We start from the raw sequence: 21,999 nt of genomic DNA, 5'->3' as shown, positions 1-21,999 counted from the left end.
TTTTAGGATATAATTATCGTATGTAATAATAGACAGGTGTAAGGAGTGAGTCACTTGTTAACAAACAAAGAAGACTTAAAATTGGTAGAAGAAGTTCTTCAGGGAAATATTGAAAGCTTTGAAGAACTAGTAAACAAGTATGAGATACTTATTATGAAATTTATTTATAATATGATAAAGGACAAGCAAATATCAGAGGATATATCTCAAGAAGTATTTATAACTGTATATAATAAGCTTGATACTTTTGATAGTAAATACAAATTTTCAAATTGGATTTTAAGAATTGCAAAAAACAAAACCATAGATTACATACGTAAATATAAAAAAATAAAGGAATCTAATATAGAAGATGTAGTAGTAATTACGTCAAAAGAACCTTTGCCAGAGCAAAAGCTTGAATTTAAAGAAACAAAAAAAGTAATAGAAAAGTACATAAATGGACTAAAGGATATAGATAAACAGATAATTATGTTAAGGTATATGCAAAAAGTAACATTTAAAGATATAGCTAAAATATTAGAAATTAGCGAATCTTCTGTTAAAAGACGATATTACAAAGTAAAAGAAGGATTGAAAAAATATATGGGTATTGAAGAAAAGGGGTGTGGATATGGATTGTAAGGTATTCACAGAGAATTTACAAAATTATATATTGGATGATGTATCAGTGGATTTAAAAAATGCAATGAAGGAACATATGATGTCATGTAGACAATGTAGAGAACTGTATAATGAGGAGATATTTATAGAGCAATCTATAGAAGAAGTATTAAATACTGATGATGTTGTATTTGAAAGTCAAAAAGATAAAATTATTCAGAAGATTGATACTAAAAAATATAAAAAAAACACACCAATAACTAAGAAAAAACATTTTGCAGGGTATTTGAAAATTGGTGCACCGATAGCTGCTGCTATAGCCTTTATTATGATTATTAATCCTGTAATAAGGAATAAAAGTGAAAACTTAATTACGATGAAAAGCCAAGATAAAGCTATTAAAGAGAAAAAGATGGAAGATATTAAAAATCAAAGTAGAAACATTCAAATACAGATGCGTAATGCCGAGGAAAATCAAATTCAAAACAGTATACCAAAGAGTGAATTAAAAAAGTCACCAATTCCAAAAGTAGCTTGTAAAGAACAAATTGCTAATAATATAACGGATACACCAAAAAAAATTGATAATCCAGAACAACAGGAAGTTAGTAATCCAAAGCAACAAGAAATTCATAGAGAAAACACTATAAGTAGTGGTAATGGAGATGCTGATAATAGGGATAATTATGAAAAATCAAATAATAATGACGCTAAACCTCCAATGTTAGCAGCATGTCAAAGTGTAGATGTTGAAGTTCAATTTAATAAGAGATTATTAGATGAAAAAGCAGATAGCAGAAGTATGGTTTATTCGGATCAAACAAGTTATTTAGATAATGAAAAAAATTCTCCTAATAAAAAATTAAGTGCATACATTATTAAGCAGGATATAAATAAAAATGTTGAAGATAAGTTTAATCAAGTTTACGTTAAAAATTTAGAAGACAGCAGCAAATGGGTTTTAGAATTAAAAACTGATAATAAAAAGTTTATTCCTAAATATATAAAATGGAATGATGATGAGAAACTATTTGTGATTGTAAATCAATATGAAGATAAAGAAAGTGGAGAAGAACTTTATATATTAAATGCTAATACAGGAAAAGCTGAGAAACTTTATAAATTAGAAAATGATAAGAGCCGCATTATAGAGCTTAACAACATTAATAAAAATGATTTAGAAATTAAAATAGAGATACATGATGATAATTCTAATGAAACTACCATAGAAAATGATATAATATATAATATAAATGATGATGTGTCTGAGAAATAAAAATAAATAAATACGGGAGGAATGGTATGAAATCTAATTATAAAAAAATATGGTGCTATATGCTAAGTATTTTATTGATTGCAGTAACTACTAGTTTTATTGGATGTTCAGATAAAAAGATTGTTAAAGAAAACAATAAAGTAGCTACCAATAAAAATGAATCTAATACTGATGATAATAATAAGGAAAATCAAAGTAAAAAAGATGAAGAAAATAATAAAGGAGATAATGAAGTAAAAGAAGATTTAGGTAAAAAACAAGAACAACAAACGAATATTAAGTTTGTAAAACATCAGCTTGATAAAACAAGTAAACCAGAGTTTGCAACTGAGTGGCAGGATTCATTAAATAAAAAATTAAGTGCTTGTATAGAAGGAAAAGGACCAGATGCTGTAGAAGAAGGTATAGGAAAGATATATGTAAAAAATATAAAAAATGGAGAAAAGTGGTCTATTCAAGTTATGGATGAAGCTCAACAAAATACTCCTAAATCTTTAATATGGCTTGATGATGAAAATATTGTATCTATAGTGGGTTTAGGATATGGAACGGTTTCTTTAGGAGGAGATTTATATAAGATAAATGTTAAAACTGGAGAAGCTTTATGTTTATATGATACTAAAAGTTCCAAAAAAGAAGTAATATCAGCTAAAAAAGACAAAGATAAATTGGAACTTGAAGTTTTAGTTTATGATGATGAAGAATATATAAGTACTCATACAGAAAATAAGGTTATCAATTTAAAATAATATTTTGAGGAGACATGTGAGTGAAAAAATGGATAGATCAGGAAAGTTATATTTAAAAGCTCTTAGTAAATACCAAAATGGATACATTGATAAAGCTATAAATTTATGTGAAGAAAGTATATCTCTAAATATAAATAATAAAGCGTCTATAAATCTTAAGGGGTTATTATATTATTTAAAAGGGGATTTAGAATCAGCTAAAGCTTTGTGGAAATTAAATTATCAAGTTAATGGAGATCAAGTTTCTAATGAATATCTGCAAGGATTGAAAGATGATGAGAAAAGATTATCTTCATATATGTCAGCTATAGTATTAATTAAGGATATGGATATAAAAAATGCATTAGGTATTCTTAAGGAATGTAAAGAAAGTGATTATAACTGTATAAATGTAGATAATGCTATAGCAGCTTGCTATATAAAACTTGGACAATATGATAATGCAATAAAATATATAAATAATGTTCTAAAACTAGATTCAAAAAATGAAATAGCAATTGAAAACAAGAGAGAACTAATTAAATATGGAACAGATAGAAAAAATTTTGAAAGTAATTCTTTTGCAACTACACAAAAGGTAATAAGTGTAGTATGTGTTTTATTAATATGTTTTTCAGTAAGTAAATTTGGAGTTGAAAAAATAAAATTAAATAAAGAAAATATTGTGCAAAAAAATGTTTTAGTAAATAATCATAAAGGTGAAAATGAAAATAAAGAATCCCAAGATAAAAACATAAAAAATAAAAATATGCAAAATAAAGATATAGTTTATGATGAAGCAAATAATAAAATAGATGTTAAAGCAAATAATAAAAATAAAGAAAAATTTCCGCTTGATGCTATAAAGAAGAGCTTAGATCAAAAAGATTATGAGAAGCTTTACCAATATGTTTCTAAATGGAAAGATAAAGAAGTAGGAATAAATGAAAGGTCTATTATTGAACAAGGAGTGAATTTATTAAATACAGAGGGAGTTAAACACTTTTATACTAGAGGTAGCGAATATTTATTAAATAACAAAGATTATGACAAATCCATACATGATTTATTAAAAGCGTATCAGTTTGCAGATGAAAGTTATTTATATCAACATATTACTTATATGCTAGGTGTTTGCTATCAAGCTAAAAATGATGTTAAGAGTTCTCTAGAATATTTTATTCAATATGATAATAAATTTCCTGCTGGTAACTATGAAGATGAAGTGCTTTATAGAATTGCTATGATAAATAAGGATATAAATATAAATGAGGCAAAAAAATATTCAAAAAAACTTTTAGATAATTATCCATATTCTCAATATAGTAATTCTGTTATTAAATCAATAATAAATGAATAGACATAAGTATACGGTATGCAAGATAAGTTTTGCTGGTCGTATGCTTATATTTATTTTGGACATAATAATAACGGAAAAGTGAAAATACAAAATATTATTAATTTTATACTTGACTTATATTTAATGAAGGTGTATATTAATGATACAAGGTATACCCCATAAGGGTATAACGAAAGTTGGTTTTGGGAGGGGTATTATGGTAAAAGAATTAGTTGGTTTAAATTTTAAGCAAGAAGTAATAGATGCTGATACTACAACTGTTGTTGATTTTTGGGCTCCATGGTGTGGACCATGTAGAATGTTAGGACCTGTAATAGATGAATTATCACAAGAAATAGGAGATAAAGCTAACTTTTTTAAAATTAATGTAGATGAAAATAATGATATTGCGCAAAAATATAGAATATCAAGTATACCATGTGTTATTGTATTCAAAGGTGGCCAAATAGTAGATACTATGGTAGGATTTAGGCCAAAACAGGATATGCAAAATATAATTTCAAAACATCTATAATAATAAGACCGATAGTACCTAGCTGTATTGTCGGTCTTATTATTATAGAATTATATGTTTTTTAAAATTATAGGAGGGAAAAATATGACACAGAGATATGATATAGCAATCGTTGGAAGTGGACCAGCGGCGCTTGAAGCTGCTATAAATGCTAAAATCAGAAATAAAAACATAATTATCTTTGGTAATAAGGATTTTAGTGGAAAGCTGATAAAAGCTCCTAAAATAAATAATTATTTAGGGTTTTATGATATAAAAGGTACAGAATTAAAAAACCATTTTGAAGAACATATAAAAAATATGGGTATTCAAATAACGGAAGAGAGAATAGATTCTATATACGCCATGGGAGAATATTTTGCTTTAATGGCAAATCAAAAACAATATGAAGCTAAAACTATAATTTTAGCTGTAGGTATGGAATATGGCAAACAGCTAAAAGGAGAAGAGGGATTTTTAGGTCGAGGTGTAGGATATTGTGCAACTTGTGATGCGCCACTATATAAAGGAAAGAGTGTAACTATAATTGGATACAATAAGGAAGCTGAAGAGGAAGCTAATTACGTCAGTGAATTAGCAGCCGAACTACATTATATTCCAATGTATAAAGGTGAATATGACTTAAATGATAAAATACAGGTTATAAATGATAAACCAATTGAGATAAAAGGTGATGAAAAAGTTAAAAAAGTAATAATGGAAAATGATTCTATAGACACTGATGGAGTTTTCATATTAAAAGACAGTATACCGCCTGGACAGTTAGTACCAGGGTTAGAAATGGAAGATGAACATATAAAAGTTAATAAAAATATGGTAACTAATATAAAAGGATGTTTTGCAGCTGGAGATTGCACAGGAAAGCCATATCAATATATGAAAGCAGCAGGAGAAGGGCAAGTAGCTGCATTAAGTGCTGTTGAATACTTAAGTGAAATATAAGATTTTTAGTTTACTCAGTACGGTGAATTTTAAATAAGAAAGTTAAAAATATATAAATTATTAATCAAAAAATGTCACGTGAGTTTGCTAGCACGTGACATTTTTGATATTGCACAAGATATTAAAATTAATATCTTGTGCAGATTAAAATCTTATATTATAATATGTTATTTTACCGAGAAAAATACGTGGTTTCCAATTCGTTTAATATTTGATTTAGTTATGTTTTTCATCCATTTACATGTGGCGATTTTGGGATTATAAAAGAAAATTGCATTTAATGTTGGATCATTACCTTTTAAAGCATCTGTTACAGCGTGGTACGAAACTTTATCAGGTATTACATTAATTTCACCATTTTTCACACAGGAAAAAGCTGATTTTTGTTTAATAACATCTTCAATATTATTAGGAAATTTTTGATTACGTAATCTGTTTAATATGACAGAAGCTACAGCTACTTTTCCTTCGTAAGGTTCGGCACGGCTTTCAGCATATACAATTTGAGCCATTAAATGTATATCTGAATCTGTTAGGTATACATTCTGACCTTTAGTGTTAAAAACACTTACAATTTGAGTTTCTTCTTTGTATAAATTCTTTGTTTCAGCATCACATATGATTCTAGCATCAGCATGATAAAAATATGAAAATACTAATGCAAATAGAGTGATTATGCTAACAAAGATTTTCTTCATTTTTTATATCCTCTCCTTTAAAAATTTAGGAGCTTTAATGTGGGCTATTGATATTGTACCCTATTAAAAGAATATAATTCAAAAAAATTAAACATTATTTTCAAATTCGCTATATATTTTCATTAAATTTTTATAATCGCTATTTAAAGTTTTAAATTTTTCGTTTGGTGTTTCATATAATTTTTCTAATGATTTTTCATCGGTTACTCCATTAATAGAGGTTAATTTTTCAGTTTTCACTGAATATTTTAAAGTTTGTATGTATTCATCATAATCATTTAGTACTACAGTAAAAGCTTTATATAAGGGAGTAGCGTCATTTGGTATAGTTAAGCTTGAAAGAGTGTTCTTTATGTTATCTAAATTATCCTCATAAGTATCAAGTGAATTTAGTACAGCATCTAAACCATCAATATTTTTTCTAGCATTTTTTATATCCAATAAAAAATTTTTATTTATAGAATTAAATTTATCTAACAGATTATCAAAAGAATTTAAAAAATCTCTATTTTGACTGGCACTTATTTCTGTATTTATATTTGTTCTAATTTGTTTTTGAGTAAAGTATGTAGTGTTATTTATAAAATCAAGACATTCGTTAGGTAAAGTCATTTTTATATCTCTAATAGAAACGAGGGAGTAGTAATTCATACAATCATCTCTATATTTCTGTAAGTCTATTAAAGATTCGTCTAATTTTAAACTCTCAACATTTTTGCAAATAATGGCTATTTGCTTATACATAGATATGTTATTTTTTAAACCAAGTAATAAATTTTTATTATCATCATTATATTTATCTGGAACAGTTAATTTTTCAAGTTTTTCTTTTGAAGTATTTAATGATGATGTAAGTGATGAAGTATCAGATATTATTTTTTTATCATCAATAGTCTGACCTTTAGTAAACAAATAGGCACTTCCATTTATTTTATTTATGTTAGTTATTTCAGCTTTTATTGTCTTTTCATATGAAGTGTATGATTTACTTATGAAAAAATAGTAAGTACCGTAAAAAACACCTATTCCAATAAGAGTAACGGCAACAATAAGTGATAGTTTGGTTAAAGCTTTAGTATTTAATTTTTTCAAACAACTCACTCCTTTATGAGATAGTTATATCTATATTCTTATATTATCAGGGTAAGAATATTATTCTAGTATATCATAAAAAATAATATTTTTTAATTGTATTAAAAATTTTGTTAATTAAGCTATTTTATATTATTAATATAGTAACAATAGTGTATAATTATAGGTAGATAATAATAATGAGAGGTGAAATTGGTGGAGGCAATAAATATAGTATTAGATACTATTAAGAATATCAATATATATGCTATATTAGATATTATAGTAGTTTCATATATTTTTTATAAAGTTTATATGTTAATAAATGAAACAAGAGCAGAACAGTTATTAAAAGGCATACTTTTGATAATTTTGATTATTCCTATAAGTAGTCTATTACATTTAGATACATTAAATTGGATAATAAATAAGACTATTACTATAGGAGTGCTTTCTATTATAATCATTTTTCAACCTGAAGTGCGTAAGGCACTTGAGCATATAGGCAGAAGTGCTTTTAAAGATAAACACTTTTTAGAAGACGAAGAAAAAATGAATGAAATAATAACAGAAATTGCAAATGCTGTGGAAAATTTATCTGAGACTAGAACCGGAGCACTTATTATAATAGAGCAAAGCACAGGAGTTGGAGACATAATAGGAACTGGGAATAAATTAGATGCAATTGTTTCTACAGCTTTATTGGAAAATATTTTTGTTGTTAATACGCCTTTACATGATGGTGCAGTAGTTATAAGAGATGATAGAATTGCAGCAGCAGGATGTTTTTTACCGCTTACTAGTAATACAACAATTAATAAGCAGTTAGGAACAAGACATAGAGCAGCAATAGGAATTTCAGAAATATCAGATGCACTGACCATAATAGTATCTGAGGAAACAGGTGTTATTTCTTTGGCTGTAAATGGAAATTTAACAAGGTATTACACTAAAGATAAATTAAAGGATATTTTAATGCGTATTATTAAATATAGAAAGAACAGAAATACTACGTATAAAGAGAAGGTGAAGTCATGGTTCAAAAAAGCAGACAACAATTAATGATCAAAATAGGCTGTGTTATTGCTGCTTTTATTATGTGGCTATACACTTCCAATGATATAAATATGAATAAAACTCGTAGAATATCAAATATTCCTGTTGAATTTGTAAATGAAGATTTATTGATACAATCAGGATTTGTACTTTCTCCAGGACAAAAATTTGCTACTAGTTTAAAAATAACTGGTAAAGCTACTGATGTCTATGCTGTAAGTTCTGAACAGTTTAAGATAGTAGCAGATATGAGTGTATATGCATTAAAAAAAGGAGAAAATAAAATTCCTATAAGTATAATGAAAAGGCCTAATAAAAATATAAATATAATAAATGATGATACAATGTGGATATCTGTTAAAGTAGATAACTTTGTTCAGAAAGTGGTTTCCGTAGATGTAGAAGTTAAAGGTAGTTCTAAAGATGGATTTTATAAAGCTACTCCAATTGTAAATCCAACAACAGTGATTATTAGTGGAGCTGAACAAAGTATTAATTCTATAGATAAAGTTTTAGCAGAAGTTGATATGAATAATTCAGATAAGAATTTGGAACTTTCAGTTCCAGTAAAAGCTATAGATAAAGCTAGAAGAGAAGTAAATGAAATAAAAATTGAACCTAAAATTGTAAATGTTGTTGTGCCTGTTCAAAAGACAAAAGAAGTGGGAATAAATATTAGAACTGAGGGAGAATTAACAAAGGAATTTATTTTAAAATCTATAAATCCAGTAAAAAATAAGGTAGTTATAACAGGAGATCCAAAGGGTTTGGTGAAAATTGATAAGTTAGATACAGCGTTTATAGATTTAAGTAGTATAAAATCAGAAAAAACAAATATAAAATTGAAGGTAATTATTCCAGAAGGTATAAAGATTATATCTGGTGAAGGTACTATAGATACTCAAATTATTTTGGATAAAGTAATACAAAAAAACATATCATTGGATATTGAATATCAAAATTTGAATGAAATATTTGATGTTGAGTTTAATAAAGAAAGTCTGTCATTAGTGGTTTCAGGTGGTAAAACTTTAATAGATAGTTTAATTAGTGATGATATAAAATGTTTTGTGGAGTTAGATTCTTTAGATGAGGGGGAATATACTATCCCTATAAGTGTTGTATTGCCGTCAGGAGTTACTAAAATATCTCAAAACATTAATTTTGTTAAGGTAAAAATAACTAAGAAGCAGATAAGCAAAAAAGATAAAGAAAAAGAAAAACAACCTAATACCGAGTTAAAACAAGAACAAGATGTAAATAGTAAACCTGTTAATAATTAAAATATATGACAAAATTATTTAATTATAATACGTAAGACTGTGGAGGCAAATAATGGCGATTAGAATAAACAATTTATCATTAGGTATTGATGAAGACATAAATAGTTTAAAAAAGAAAGCATCAAAAAAATTAAGAATTAGTGAAAATAACATTAAAAAGTTTAATATCATTAGAGAATCTATAGATGCAAGAAGAAAGAATAATATACGATTTATGTATAGTGTTGAAATAAAATGTGATAACGAATCAAGAATTGTTACAAAGGCTAATAGTAAAGATGTAAAAATTGAAGAAGTTAAATATAATTCTGAGTTTCAATTTGGAAATAAAAAAATGCAACATAGACCTGTGGTTGTAGGAATGGGTCCAGCTGGTATGTTTGCAGGACTTGTGCTAGCGCAAAAAGGATATAGACCAATAGTGATTGAAAGAGGAGAAAAAGTTGAAGAAAGAACAAAAACTGTAGAAGAGTTTTGGAAAACAGGAAAGCTAAATTTAGAATCTAATGTTCAATTTGGAGAAGGAGGAGCAGGGACTTTTTCAGATGGAAAGCTTACCACAAGAATTAAGGATTCAAGGTGTGATTTCGTACTTGAGGAATTTGTCAAAGGTGGAGCACATGAGGAAATTTTGTATCAAGGGAAACCACATATAGGAACAGATGTTTTAAAAAAAGTTGTTAAAAATATTAGAGAAAATATTATAGAACTTGGCGGTGAAGTAAGATTTAACAGTAAACTTCAAGATATTAAGATAAAAGATAATAAACTTGTAGGTATTGTTGTAAACGATGAAGAGATTCCATGTGAAGCTCTAATATTAGCACTTGGACATAGTTCAAGAGATACCTATGAAATGCTGTACAATAGAGGTATATTTATGACTCCTAAGCCTTTTGCTATTGGAGTTAGAATAGAACATTCACAAATAATGATAAATGAAAACCAATATGGTAAGTTTGCAGAACATCCAAGGCTTAAAGCAGCAGATTATAAACTTACATATACAAGTAAAAAAACTAATAGGGGAATATATAGTTTTTGCATGTGTCCAGGAGGAGAAGTTGTTGCAGCTGCATCAGAAGAAGGTAGACTTGTTACAAATGGAATGAGCTATTACAACAGAGATAAAGAAAATGCTAATGCTGCACTTGTAGTAACTGTTGGAGAAAAAGATTTTGCAGGAGATACACCACTTAAAGGTATGGAATTTCAGAGATACTACGAAAGTCTTGCTTATGAATTAGGAGGTGGAAATTATAGTGCACCTATTCAGCTTGTTGGTGATTTTTTAAAGGATAAAGTTTCAACTAATCTTGGAAGTATTAAATCTACGTATAGACCAGGTTATGAGTTTAAAGATTTAAGAAAATGCCTTCCACATTCAGTTATCGATACTTTAAAAGAAGGATTAGTAGTGTTTGATAAAAAAATAAAAGGTTTTGCTTCTAATGATGCTGTAATGACAGGTATAGAAACCAGGACTTCTGCACCAGTTAGAATAGAGAGAAATGATGAGTTGCAAAGTATTTCTGTTAAAGGATTATACCCATCAGGAGAAGGAGCCGGTTTTGCAGGTGGAATTATGTCAGCAGCAGTAGATGGTTTGAAATCTGCTGAAAACATAATGAAAAAATATGCACCAAAATAAAAAACAGTAGCGAGATATGAAATGGTACCTATAGATTGGATACATAAAAAAAAGTATCTAGTTTATAGGTGCTTTTTAATTTTTAAATTTCATATGGGAAATTATTACTTGATTTTTTTTACCATATGTTCGAGAATATTATAGGGGACACTTAATATTTATATAATGATTAAAGTAAATAAAAAAAGGAGGTGAATATTATAGCATAGGTTTAAATTGCATGTAGCAAATGTTTTAATTTTAATCTGAACAAATGAAGAAAACGGTTACTTCAATTTTCGAAATTATTAAAAGTTATATGAACATAAGATTTGTACTAATTAATATTTAAAATAATCATAAATATTAAAAGGAAGTGTAAAAATGAAAAAGAAACATGATATAGGATTAATAACTAAAATGATTATCGGTATAACGATAGGTGTAATATTAGGTCTTGTTGTTAGTGAAAAAGCTATGATGGTTATACTAACAATCAAAGAGATTTTAGGTTCTTTAGTATTCTTTTCTGTTCCATTAGTAATATTTGGATTTATAACACCAGCAATAACAAGTCTCAAAAACAATGCAAGTAAGATGCTTGGAACTATGGCACTTATGTGCTATTTATCAGCAGTAGGTGCAGCAACTATGTCAGCTATTGCTGGTTATATTATAATACCTCATTTTAATATTGCTAGTCAGGCAGCAGAACTTCAAAAGTTGCCAGAAGTAGTTTTTCAATTAAAAATCGATCCAATTATGCCTGTTATGACTGCATTGGTTTTAGCTATATTTACAGGAGTATCAGTAATATGGACGAAGGCAGAAATGGTAGATAAGCTTTTAAATGAAATACAAAAGATGGTACTTGCTATAGTTACTAGAATAATAGTCCCTATTTTACCTGTTTTTATAGCAGCTACATTTAGTGAATTAGCTTATACTGGGAGCTTAACAAAACAGCTACCTGTATTCTTAAAAGTTATAATTATAGTACTTATAGGACATTTTATATGGCTTACATTATTATATACAATTGCGGGGGTAGTTTCAAAGAAGAATCCTTTAGAAGTAGCAAAACATTATTTGCCAGCATATTTGACAGCAGTAGGAACAATGTCAAGTGCTGCAACATTACCTGTTGCATTAAAATGTGCTCATAAATCAAAGGTATTAATACCAGAGGTTGTTGATTTTGCTATTCCACTTGGAGCAACTACTCATCTTTGTGGATCTGTTTTAACAGAAACATTTTTCTGTTTTACAATATCAAAAATGCTTTATGGTACATTACCTTCAGTAGGTACAGTTATATTATTTATACTTTTATTTGGTATATTTGCTATAGGAGCACCAGGTGTTCCAGGGGGAACAGTTATGGCATCTTTAGCAATTGTTACAGGAGTTTTAGGATTTGATGCATCAGGAGTAGGATTATTGATTGCAATATTCGCACTTCAAGACAGTTTTGGAACAGCATGTAATGTTACAGGTGATGGAGCTTTAGCTTTAATGCTTAGAGGAATGTTCTATGACCAGAATGGAAATCCTAAATAAATAAAAAATTTTATAATGATAATAGAACCTCAATATACAATAGCTATATTGAGGTTCTAATTTTCACAAAGTGGAAATAATACTCATATTGTTATAATAGAGAATATGTAATATAATTAAAAAAGGTGTGTAGAAATTTATAAAGAGAGGTAACAATATGGGTAGATTATTTGGAACAGATGGAGTTAGAGGAATCGCTAATACGGAATTAACGGCTGAACTTGCATATAAATTAGGACGAGCAGGAGCTTTTGTATTAACTCAGGGAACACACAAACCTAAAATATTAGTTGGAATGGATACAAGAATATCAGGGGATATGCTTGAAGCAGCACTTGTTTCAGGTATATTATCAGTTGGAGCAGAAGCAATTTGTGTAGGGGTCATCCCAACACCAGCTGTAGCATATCTTACAAGAAAATATAAAGCAGATGCAGGAGTTGTAATATCAGCTTCTCATAATCCAGTAGAATATAATGGAATAAAGTTTTTTAATAAAAATGGTTATAAATTAAGAGATGAATTTGAAGATAAGATACAAAGTGTAATAGAAAATAATTTAGAAGGAGTACCAGCCCCAACAGGCACTAATTTAGGGAGAAAAATACAAGAAAAATGTGCTTTAGAAGATTATATTGAGTTTGCAAAAGCTACTATAGATGGAGACTTAAAAGGTATAAAGGTAGCACTTGATTGTGCAAATGGAGCATCATATAAAGTTGGTTTAGAAACTTTTAGAGAATTAGGTGCTGAAGTTGTTGTAATAAACAATGATCCAGACGGATTAAACATAAATAAAAATTGTGGTTCAACTCATCCAGAAGAATTAATGGATTATGTTATAAAAAAGAACTGTGATTTTGGACTTGCTTTTGATGGAGATGCAGATAGATGTCTTGCCGTAGATGAGAAAGGAAATCTTATAGATGGTGATTTTATAATGGGTATTTGCGGAAAACATTTAAAAGAGCAAGGAAAATTAAAAGATAATATGATTGTTTTAACTGTAATGAGTAACTTAGGACTTAACATTGCTTTAAAGAAAGAAGGAATATCTACAATAAAGACTAAAGTTGGAGATAGATATGTTCTTGAAGAAATGGTTAAAGATGGTTATAAATTAGGTGGAGAACAGTCAGGACACATAATATTCTTAGATTATAATACAACTGGAGATGGGCTTGTAACTGGTCTTCAAATTGCATCAATAGTAAAACAAAGTGGAAAAAAATTATCAGAACTTGCTTCAATGATGACCAAGCTTCCACAGGTTTTAGCAAATGCAAAGATTCCTAATAATATGAAGGATATATATATAAAAGATAGCCAAATAGTAGAAGAAATAAAGAAAATTGAAGAAAAATTAGATGGTTCTGGAAGAGTATTAATAAGACCATCAGGAACAGAACCTTTAGTAAGAGTTATGCTTGAAGGGGAAAACCAAAAAGAACTTGATGAATTAGCACATTCTCTTGCTAAATTAATTGAAGAAAAGGCAAACAAATAAATTAAAAATTGAGAAAAAAATAGGTAGCAATTATATATTGCTACCTATTTTTTATATATAATACATGATTAGTAATATTTTTTTTTGAAATTTTTTATTCTTTTCTTTTATTTTTTGACCAAAATCTATATATAGTTAAAGAATATATTTTTTTTGAACATAATTTTTTCATTTAATATGTCCATAAAATATAATATTTTTTCAAATTGTTTTATGTAAATGTTATCTTAGTTTTGAATATTCATTCTAAAGAATTTTAATATTCAAATTAAAATTCTTTAGAATAAGATATTTCATGTATTTTGGTAAAATATATATATTGTTATATTTAAGGAAATTTATGTACATTCACACCCTGTTGACACAATGCATTTAAGCTAGTACAATTTATAAAAATTAGAAAAAATCAAATAAAGGGGGCAACTTATCATGACTTATAGTGTAATCGGGGCATTCACTATCATCTTAATTATTCTTACTGCTGGAGAAATTGTTTCCATGAAAACAAAGGCTTTTATTCCTTCTGTTTTTGTATCTGCAGTATTATTTTTAATAGGATTTTGGACTTTTCTACCCAAAAATATAGTTGAACAAGGTTCATTTGCAAAACCAATCGTATATGTTTCTATATATTTATTGTTAGTACATCTAGGAACATTAATGAGTTTAAAAGAATTATTAGCTCAATGGAGAACAGTACTAATGTCACTTACTGGTATTATAGGTATATGTGTTATGACGTTAACTGTTGGTAAAGCATTATTTGGCTGGTCAACTGTAGTAGCTGGTACTCCTCCACTTACTGGTGGTGTTGTAGCATCAATATTAATGGCTAAGGCTGCATCAGATAAAGGATTACCCTCTATTGCTGTACTTGCTACTTGTATGTATATAATGCAAGGATTTGTTGGATATCCAATTTCAGCTTTTTGTCTTAAAAAAGAAGCTAAACGTGTACGTGATATTTATAGAGGCGGTGGAGAAAAAATAAATTTACCTAAAGCTGAGGTTGTATGTGAAGCATCTGCACCTCGCAAAAAACTTATTCCACCATTACCAAAAGAATTTCAAACTCCATATGTTATATTATTAAAATTAGGTATTATAGCTTGGCTTGCTTCAAGATTTGCGCCTGTTATCCATATTAATGCTTTTGTAGTTTGTTTAATTTTTGGTGTTATTGCTTGTGAACTAGGATTCTTAGAAGAACAAGCATTAAATAAAGCTAATGCTTTTGGGTTTCTTATAACTATACTTATGGCATTTATATTTACTAATCTTTCCAAAGCTACACCAGCTATGTTAAAGGAAATATCTATTCCATTATTTGGAATAATTATTCTAGGTGTAATTGGTATGTATATTGTGTCTTTAATACTAGGAAAAGCATTAGGTTTTTCAAAGGAAATGGCATTTGCTTGTACACTTACTGCACTATATGGATTTCCAGCAGATTATATTTTAACTCATGAAGCAATCAACTCTGTATGTAAGACAAAAGAAGAAAAAGAATATGTAGTTGAAGATATGCTTCCAAAAATGCTAGTAGCAGGTTTTACCTCTGTTACAATAGCATCAGTAGTTATAGCTGGTTTCTTTGTAAAATTATTATAATTTATATATAATTTAATTTTTAAAATATTTAGGGGGCGATATATATGACAATAAGAGAAATGACTAAAAATTACAAACAAAGTATTATAGATTTAAGAAGAAAATTTCATCAGTATCCTGAAGCCAGTTTGAATGAGTATAATACAATTAAAATGATTAAAGAAGAATTAGATAAACTGGGCATAGAATATAAAAGTATTGCTGGTACAGGAATTATTGCTGAAATTAAAGGTGGAAATCCTGGGAAAACTGTAGCTTTAAGAGCTGATATAGATGCATTATCCGTTACTGAATTAAATGATTGTGAATTCAAATCAAAAAATGAAGGATTTATGCATGCTTGCGGACATGACTGTCATATATCTATGCTTTTAGGGGCAGCTATGGTTTTAAATGATATTAAAAAGGAACTTAATGGTACAGTAAGATTATTATTTCAGCCAGCAGAAGAGGTTGCCAAAGGGGCTAAAATGATGATAGAAGCTGGGGCTCTTGAAGGCGTGGATGGGATATTTGGTATGCATGTATGGAGCGATATAGAATGTGGCTCTGTATGTGTCCAACCAGGACCATTAATGGCTTCAGCGGATTTATTTACTATTAAGATAAAAGGTAAAGGCGGTCATGGTTCAGCGCCTCATCAAGGAATAGATACAGCTGTGGCTTCTTCAGCTATAGTTATGAATTTGCAAACTATTGTTAGTAGGGAATTGAATCCATTACAACCCGCTGTTGTGAGTGTTGGATCTATTAATTCAGGTACAAGATTTAATGTTATTGCTAGTGAAGGCGTTTTAACTGGTACTACAAGATCTTTTAATCCTGAAATAAGAGATGCGTTTCCTGAAATGATAGAAAGATTAGCTAAAGATACGGCTTCTAGTTTTAGAGCAGAAGCTGAACTTGAATATTTTTTTGCAACTCCTGTAGTGATTAATAATCAGGAATATTCAAAATTAGCAGAAGGTTCTTTGGAGAAAATTGGTGCAAAATCTGTAGTTATTGAAAAAATTATGGGTGGAGAAGATTTCGCAGAATACCTAAATGAAGTACCTGGTGTACTAGCATTAGTTGGGGTAAAAAATCAAAATAAAAATGCGTGCTATCCACAGCATCACCCTCATTACACTGTTGATGAAGAAGCACTTGAAATTGGTTCATCACTTTATGTACAGTATGCACAGGATTTTTTAAATAAATAATTTTTTAGATAAAATTAATTAAGGAAATAGGATTGCATTTATGTAAGGTGTAATTCTATTTCCTTGTTTTTTTTATAAGTGTTTTTTCATAGTTGTTATATTTGTATTTGTAATTTAAAATTTATTGGGTAAAAATTGAAACGGTTTGTAACTTATTGACGTATAATATAATGTAAAATATAATGTATAAGAAGCTTGTATAGAAAATGAATGACAATCGAGCGGGACAGATAAGGATAAGTTAAAGAAAAGGAGGAGAAGAAAATCAATATTTTATTAATACAATTAAGTTAATTGTATAAGGTTAAATTGAATTAAGCGCCAGAACTTAAGTGAATAAATAAAGTAAACTCAGTCTAGGGACTGAGTAAGTTCCACTAGCCAAATCAAAGATTTGAGAAGGATAAAGGAAACTCAAGCTAACGCTTGAGTAAGCGACTATCACAAAATCAAAGATTTTGGATATCTGCTTAAGTTGACGAGGATGGGGTTTATCGAAGATTCGGCGGATGCCTCACGGGATTGTGCTACCGTTAGCGATTGATAAAACTGAGAAGTGATTTTCAGTACAAGTTCAATCAGGCACTAAATAAAGATACAAGCTTCCCTTAAATTTACGTTATATCAAAAATAAAATTAAGAGGGAGAAAAGAATATGTGTGGAATAGTTGGATATTTAGGACCAAGAAAGGCATCACCAGTTTTGTTAGAAGGATTATCGAAGTTAGAATATAGAGGATATGATTCAGCAGGAATAGCTGTAATAGAGGATGGAAAAATAAAAGTTGAAAAATGCAAAGGAAGACTTGCTAATTTGCAAGAAAAGCTTAAGAAAAATGAATTTACTGGTTCAATAGGTATAGGTCACACAAGATGGGCAACTCACGGTGAACCATCAAATAAAAATTCACATCCTCATACAAATGAGAGTGGAACAATAGCTGTTGTTCATAATGGTATAATTGAAAATTATATTGTTTTAAGAGATTGGTTAACATCAGAAGGATATAAATTTGTTTCTGATACAGATACAGAAGTTATACCTCATCTTGTAGATTACTACTATAAAGGTGATTTATTAGATGCAGTAATAAAGGCTACTAAGAAAATGGAAGGTAGTTATGCTATAGGTGTTCTTTTAAAGAATGAACCAGATAAAATTGTTGCAGTTAGAAAGGACAGCCCTCTTATAGTAGGAGTTGGAGAAAATGAAAGCTTTATAGCGTCAGATATTCCAGCAGTTTTAAATTATACAAGGGATGTATATTTACTTGATGATAATGAATATGTAGTCATGAGTGGTGAGGGTGTAACTTTAGTAGATGAAAATAAAAATGTTATAGATAAAGAAATATTCCATGTAACATGGGATGCAGATGCTGCTGAAAAAGGTGGATATGATCACTTTATGCTTAAAGAGATTCATGAGCAACCAAAAGCAATAAAAGATACTTTAACTTCAAGGATTGTTAAAGGTGAAAAGATAAAATTAGATAGCATAACACTTACTAAAGAACAATTACAAGATGTAGATAGAATTTATATAGTTGCATGTGGAACAGCGTATCATGCGGGAGTAATAGGAAAGTCTGTTATAGAAAAACTTGCTAAAGTACCTGTTGAAGTTGATATTGCATCAGAATTTAGATATAGAGATCCATTAATTACTGAAAAAACTTTAATGATTGTTATAAGTCAATCAGGAGAAACAGCAGATACTCTTGCTGCATTAAGACTTGCTAAGAAAGAAAATGCAAGAGTTATAGCCGTAACAAATGTTGTTGGAAGCTCAGTATCAAGAGAAGCTGATGATGTATTATATACTTGGGCTGGTCCAGAAATAGCTGTTGCTTCAACAAAAGCTTATGTAACTCAGCTTATAGCAATGTATATAATTGCTTTATACTTAGCTGAAATGAAACAGTCAGTAAGAGAAAGTGAAATAAAGAAGATTAAGGATGGATTATTAAATCTTTCAGAAAGAGCAGCAGAAGTATTAAATAATAAAGAAATAATTAAAAAGCTTGCAGATAAAATTTATGAAGAAAAAGATATGTTCTTCCTTGGAAGAGGTCTTGATTATGCAGTAGCAATGGAAGGGTCGTTAAAGCTTAAGGAAATATCTTATATCCACTCAGAATCTTATGCAGGTGGAGAACTTAAACATGGACCAATTGCTTTAATAGAGGATGGTACAGTAGTAATTGCATTAGCTACTCAAGAAGATTTGTTTGAAAAGATGGTAAGTAATGTTAAGGAAGTTAAAACAAGAGGTGCATATGTTTTTGGTATAGCAATGGAAGAACATGATTATATAGAAAAAACAGTAGATGAAGTTATATATATTCCAAGAGTTATGCCAATTTTAGCACCAGTACTTTCAGTAATACCATTACAATTACTATCTTATTATGTATCAATTAAAAAAGGCTGTGACGTAGACAAGCCAAGAAATTTGGCAAAATCTGTAACGGTTGAATAAGGAAATACAGCTAAAAGTTAACAATTAGCTGTAATGATGAGTGGAACCTTGTTAATACAAAGTTCCAGTTAAATTAAATTTGTTGTGATAGAACAATATATATAAGAGGAGTTGTGGATATAAATCTGCAGCTTCTTTTTTATTTAAAATAATATATTGACCTTAGCCTTAGACTAAAGTTTATACTTAAAACAGATAATACTTTAGGGAGGAAATTATATATGAATAAAAAATATTCAATTAATGAAGTAGCTCAGGTTTTTAATATAACTACAAATAAATTAAGATTTTATGAGAAGAAAGGGTTAGTAAAGGCTTATAGAGATAACACAAATAACTATCGATATTATACCAAGGAGCATTTAGTTAGAATACAAACTATACTTATGTATAGGGTATTAGGTTTTTCAATAGAAGATATAGAACATATTTTAAATAAAAACTATAAGGATAATGTATTAGAACATTTTTATAAGCAATGGGAAATACTGAATAATGAAATGGATAGAGTAAGACTATTGAAAGATTCTATTGAAGAATTAATGGATGAAATGTATGAATCTGATGATAAAGAATATATAGATAAAATAATAGAATCTGTAAAAAAAATTCATCAAGTAAGATGTATTAAAGATAACTGGAAAGATAGATGGAATTTTAATGATTGGGCTAAAACTTATGATATATCAATTAGAAAAAATATAGGAAGTCTAAAAATATATAAAAATTACGATAAAATATTACAAACAGTATATGAAAAATCAGTTAAAAATATCGATAAAGATATAAATAGAATTAAGGTTCTTGATATAGGGGTAGGAACAGGGAATCTTTCGGAGAAATATTTAAATAAGGGATACAATATTATAGGTATAGATCAATCAAGAGAAATGCTGAATGTGGCAAAACAAAAATTCCCTAATTTAAAAGTAAGATTAGGAGAATTTTTAAAAATACCTTTTAATAATAATCAATTCGATGTTATTGTTTCTACATATGCTTTTCATCATTTAAATGATATGGAGAAAAATCTTGCTATTAAAGAAATGGTAAGAGTGTTAAAAGATGATGGGAGGATTGTTATTGGAGACTTGATGTTTGAAAATGATGTAAAAAAAGAAAATTTAATAAATGAATTTACAAATGAACAAATTGAAGAGATAAGAGATGAATACTACTCGGATATAGAGAAATTAGAAACAGAGTTTAATAAGTATAACAAGAGGTTAGTTAAAAATAAAATTGATAAACTAAATTTTGTAATAAGTATTGATAATAAAAAATAATAAAGTATACTAAACCTTATGTATTTTTAGGCTAAAAATTGTTCATTTGTATTTTGTTTTGTATAAGAGGAATGGTTTGTAACGTTTTGATTAATTAAAACGTTACAAACCATTCCCTTATTTTTTACTAGGTATAATATGATATTTGTCATATTATATTTGTGATTTTTATCACTACCGAGAAAATGGTAATTTTAGTATTATATTATCAAAGGATTAAATTATAGAAGGAAGGCAATGTGTAATGATACTTGAAGTGAAAAATTTAATAAAAAGATATAAAGAGTTTTTAGCGGTGGATAATGTAAGTTTATCTATAAAACAAGGTCAAATATTTGGACTGTTAGGTCCTAATGGAGCAGGGAAAACTACAACTATAAATACTATAATAGGACTTTCAAAAATAGATTCAGGTGAAATAAAAGTTTTTGGTAAAGATTTATGGGCAAATGAAATGGAAATAAAGTCTCAAATAGGAGTTGTTCCACAAGATGTTGCTTTGTTTGAAGATTTAAGTGCCTATGAAAATATTACTTTTTTTGGTAGGTTGTATGATCTTAAAGGTGAAAAATTAAAGAATAGTGTAAAAGAAGCTTTGGAGTTTACAGGACTGTGGGATAGAAGAAAAGATTATCCAAAACAATATTCTGGAGGAATGAAGAGAAGGCTTAACATTGCTTGTGCCATAGTGCATAAACCTAAATTAATAATTATGGATGAACCTACAGTTGGAATAGATCCGCAATCAAGGAATCATATATTAAACACTGTAAAGAAACTAAATGAACTTGGTTCTACAGTAATATATACATCACATTATATGGAGGAAATAGAAAAAATATGTAATATTATAGTAATAATGGATAAAGGAAAAGTAATTGCAAGGGGTACAAAGGATGAGTTAAAAGCACTTATTTCCACAGAAGATAAAGTAACCATGGAACTTTCCAGTATTAACTACACTATAGTAGATACTATAAAAAAGATACAAGGGGTAAAAGAATGTGTTATAAATGAAAATTGTATAGAAATAGTTTCAAAAAAGGATAGTAAGAATTTGGGAAAGATAATAGATGGTATTGTAAATAGTGGTTCGGATATAAATAAAATAAACGTAGATAAACCAACTTTAGAAGGTGTGTTTTTAACACTTACAGGTAGAAAATTACGAGACTAGGAGGGAGAAC

18 protein-coding genes are annotated in these 21,999 nt (G+C 28.4%); 16 read left to right on the top strand and 2 right to left on the bottom strand.

Features of this window, described 5'->3' with window-relative positions; all coding sequences use genetic code 11:
* Nucleotides 1-54 precede the first annotated feature (54 nt).
* The 6 genes from OW763_RS03655 to OW763_RS03630 all read left to right on the top strand — a co-directional run bounded on the left by OW763_RS03655 (nt 55) and on the right by OW763_RS03630 (nt 5,423).
* Nucleotides 55-624 carry an RNA polymerase sigma factor gene (locus OW763_RS03655; protein ID WP_268039701.1) on the top strand — a complete coding sequence of 190 codons (570 nt, stop codon included), beginning with the start codon at nt 55-57 and terminating at the stop codon, nt 622-624.
* Nucleotides 614-1,879, top strand: coding sequence for a DUF4652 domain-containing protein (locus tag OW763_RS03650; RefSeq protein WP_268039700.1), 1,266 nt, complete (start codon nt 614-616; stop codon nt 1,877-1,879). Before OW763_RS03655 ends, OW763_RS03650 begins: the two co-directional genes overlap by 11 nt.
* A gap of 26 nt (nt 1,880-1,905) precedes the next feature.
* On the top strand, nt 1,906-2,628 hold the full coding sequence (locus tag OW763_RS03645; protein WP_268039699.1) for a DUF4652 domain-containing protein: 723 nt from the start codon (nt 1,906-1,908) through the stop codon (nt 2,626-2,628).
* A gap of 16 nt (nt 2,629-2,644) precedes the next feature.
* The gene (locus OW763_RS03640; RefSeq protein ID WP_268039698.1) at nt 2,645-3,967 is read left to right on the top strand and encodes a tetratricopeptide repeat protein; all 1,323 of its coding nucleotides are present in this window, start codon (nt 2,645-2,647) and stop codon (nt 3,965-3,967) included.
* Nucleotides 3,968-4,163: 196 nt separating this feature from the next.
* Nucleotides 4,164-4,481, top strand: coding sequence for a thioredoxin (gene trxA, locus OW763_RS03635; protein WP_268039697.1), 318 nt, complete (start codon nt 4,164-4,166; stop codon nt 4,479-4,481).
* Between the two features lie 84 nt (nt 4,482-4,565).
* The gene (locus OW763_RS03630; RefSeq protein ID WP_268039696.1) at nt 4,566-5,423 is read left to right on the top strand and encodes an NAD(P)/FAD-dependent oxidoreductase; all 858 of its coding nucleotides are present in this window, start codon (nt 4,566-4,568) and stop codon (nt 5,421-5,423) included.
* 167 nt (nt 5,424-5,590) lie between these two features.
* Here OW763_RS03630 and OW763_RS03625 read toward each other — a convergent pair whose 3' ends face one another.
* Both OW763_RS03625 and OW763_RS03620 read right to left on the bottom strand, forming a co-directional pair.
* Nucleotides 5,591-6,121 carry a cell wall hydrolase gene (locus OW763_RS03625; RefSeq protein WP_268039695.1) on the bottom strand — a complete coding sequence of 177 codons (531 nt, stop codon included), beginning with the start codon at nt 6,119-6,121 and terminating at the stop codon, nt 5,591-5,593.
* 87 nt (nt 6,122-6,208) lie between these two features.
* The gene (locus OW763_RS03620; protein WP_268039694.1) at nt 6,209-7,213 is read right to left on the bottom strand and encodes a hypothetical protein; all 1,005 of its coding nucleotides are present in this window, start codon (nt 7,211-7,213) and stop codon (nt 6,209-6,211) included.
* Nucleotides 7,214-7,408: 195 nt separating this feature from the next.
* Here OW763_RS03620 and cdaA point away from each other — a divergent pair, with 195 nt between their 5' ends.
* The 10 genes from cdaA (at nt 7,409) to OW763_RS03570 (ending at nt 21,989) form a co-directional block, all read left to right on the top strand.
* On the top strand, nt 7,409-8,254 hold the full coding sequence (gene cdaA / locus OW763_RS03615; protein WP_268039693.1) for a diadenylate cyclase CdaA: 846 nt from the start codon (nt 7,409-7,411) through the stop codon (nt 8,252-8,254).
* On the top strand, nt 8,227-9,531 hold the full coding sequence (locus OW763_RS03610) for a CdaR family protein (RefSeq protein WP_268039692.1): 1,305 nt from the start codon (nt 8,227-8,229) through the stop codon (nt 9,529-9,531). The genes cdaA and OW763_RS03610 overlap by 28 nt, the downstream gene beginning before the upstream one ends.
* Before the next feature lie 52 nt (nt 9,532-9,583).
* Complete coding sequence (locus OW763_RS03605; protein WP_268039691.1) at nt 9,584-11,182, top strand: NAD(P)/FAD-dependent oxidoreductase; 1,599 nt, start codon at nt 9,584-9,586, stop codon at nt 11,180-11,182.
* Between the two features lie 363 nt (nt 11,183-11,545).
* Nucleotides 11,546-12,721, top strand: coding sequence for a dicarboxylate/amino acid:cation symporter (locus OW763_RS03600; protein ID WP_268039690.1), 1,176 nt, complete (start codon nt 11,546-11,548; stop codon nt 12,719-12,721).
* Between the two features lie 157 nt (nt 12,722-12,878).
* Nucleotides 12,879-14,228, top strand: coding sequence for a phosphoglucosamine mutase (gene glmM / locus OW763_RS03595; RefSeq protein WP_268039689.1), 1,350 nt, complete (start codon nt 12,879-12,881; stop codon nt 14,226-14,228).
* A gap of 429 nt (nt 14,229-14,657) precedes the next feature.
* The gene (locus OW763_RS03590; protein WP_268039688.1) at nt 14,658-15,842 is read left to right on the top strand and encodes a hypothetical protein; all 1,185 of its coding nucleotides are present in this window, start codon (nt 14,658-14,660) and stop codon (nt 15,840-15,842) included.
* Nucleotides 15,843-15,886: 44 nt separating this feature from the next.
* A complete protein-coding gene (locus tag OW763_RS03585; protein ID WP_268039687.1) occupies nt 15,887-17,044 on the top strand; it encodes a M20 family metallopeptidase in 1,158 nt (385 codons plus the stop codon).
* Nucleotides 17,045-17,699: 655 nt separating this feature from the next.
* Nucleotides 17,700-19,526 carry a glutamine--fructose-6-phosphate transaminase (isomerizing) gene (glmS, locus tag OW763_RS03580; protein WP_268039686.1) on the top strand — a complete coding sequence of 609 codons (1,827 nt, stop codon included), beginning with the start codon at nt 17,700-17,702 and terminating at the stop codon, nt 19,524-19,526.
* Between the two features lie 221 nt (nt 19,527-19,747).
* Nucleotides 19,748-20,812: a methyltransferase domain-containing protein gene (locus OW763_RS03575; RefSeq protein ID WP_268039685.1), complete on the top strand. Its 1,065-nt coding sequence runs from the start codon at nt 19,748-19,750 to the stop codon at nt 20,810-20,812.
* Between the two features lie 244 nt (nt 20,813-21,056).
* Complete coding sequence (locus tag OW763_RS03570) at nt 21,057-21,989, top strand: ABC transporter ATP-binding protein (RefSeq protein ID WP_268039684.1); 933 nt, start codon at nt 21,057-21,059, stop codon at nt 21,987-21,989.
* Nucleotides 21,990-21,999: the final 10 nt, after the last annotated feature.

Source organism: Clostridium aestuarii, from assembly GCF_026735135.1.
In the GTDB taxonomy this organism is placed as follows: domain Bacteria; phylum Bacillota; class Clostridia; order Clostridiales; family Clostridiaceae; genus Clostridium_H; species Clostridium_H aestuarii.
The sequence above is the reverse complement of the archived record's forward strand: the minus strand, read 5'-3'. Positions and strand labels throughout refer to the sequence as shown.

Coding starts and splice junctions, on each gene's coding strand:
- OW763_RS03630 (WP_268039696.1), top strand. CDS start 4,566: ATGACACAGAGATATGATATAGCAATCGTTGGAAGTGGACCAGCGGCG.
- glmM (WP_268039689.1), top strand. CDS start 12,879: ATGGGTAGATTATTTGGAACAGATGGAGTTAGAGGAATCGCTAATACG.
- OW763_RS03605 (WP_268039691.1), top strand. CDS start 9,584: ATGGCGATTAGAATAAACAATTTATCATTAGGTATTGATGAAGACATA.
- glmS (WP_268039686.1), top strand. CDS start 17,700: ATGTGTGGAATAGTTGGATATTTAGGACCAAGAAAGGCATCACCAGTT.
- OW763_RS03625 (WP_268039695.1), bottom strand. CDS start 6,121: ATGAAGAAAATCTTTGTTAGCATAATCACTCTATTTGCATTAGTATTT.
- OW763_RS03575 (WP_268039685.1), top strand. CDS start 19,748: ATGAATAAAAAATATTCAATTAATGAAGTAGCTCAGGTTTTTAATATA.
- OW763_RS03645 (WP_268039699.1), top strand. CDS start 1,906: ATGAAATCTAATTATAAAAAAATATGGTGCTATATGCTAAGTATTTTA.
- OW763_RS03610 (WP_268039692.1), top strand. CDS start 8,227: ATGGTTCAAAAAAGCAGACAACAATTAATGATCAAAATAGGCTGTGTT.
- OW763_RS03650 (WP_268039700.1), top strand. CDS start 614: ATGGATTGTAAGGTATTCACAGAGAATTTACAAAATTATATATTGGAT.
- trxA (WP_268039697.1), top strand. CDS start 4,164: ATGGTAAAAGAATTAGTTGGTTTAAATTTTAAGCAAGAAGTAATAGAT.
- OW763_RS03600 (WP_268039690.1), top strand. CDS start 11,546: ATGAAAAAGAAACATGATATAGGATTAATAACTAAAATGATTATCGGT.
- OW763_RS03585 (WP_268039687.1), top strand. CDS start 15,887: ATGACAATAAGAGAAATGACTAAAAATTACAAACAAAGTATTATAGAT.
- OW763_RS03590 (WP_268039688.1), top strand. CDS start 14,658: ATGACTTATAGTGTAATCGGGGCATTCACTATCATCTTAATTATTCTT.
- OW763_RS03570 (WP_268039684.1), top strand. CDS start 21,057: ATGATACTTGAAGTGAAAAATTTAATAAAAAGATATAAAGAGTTTTTA.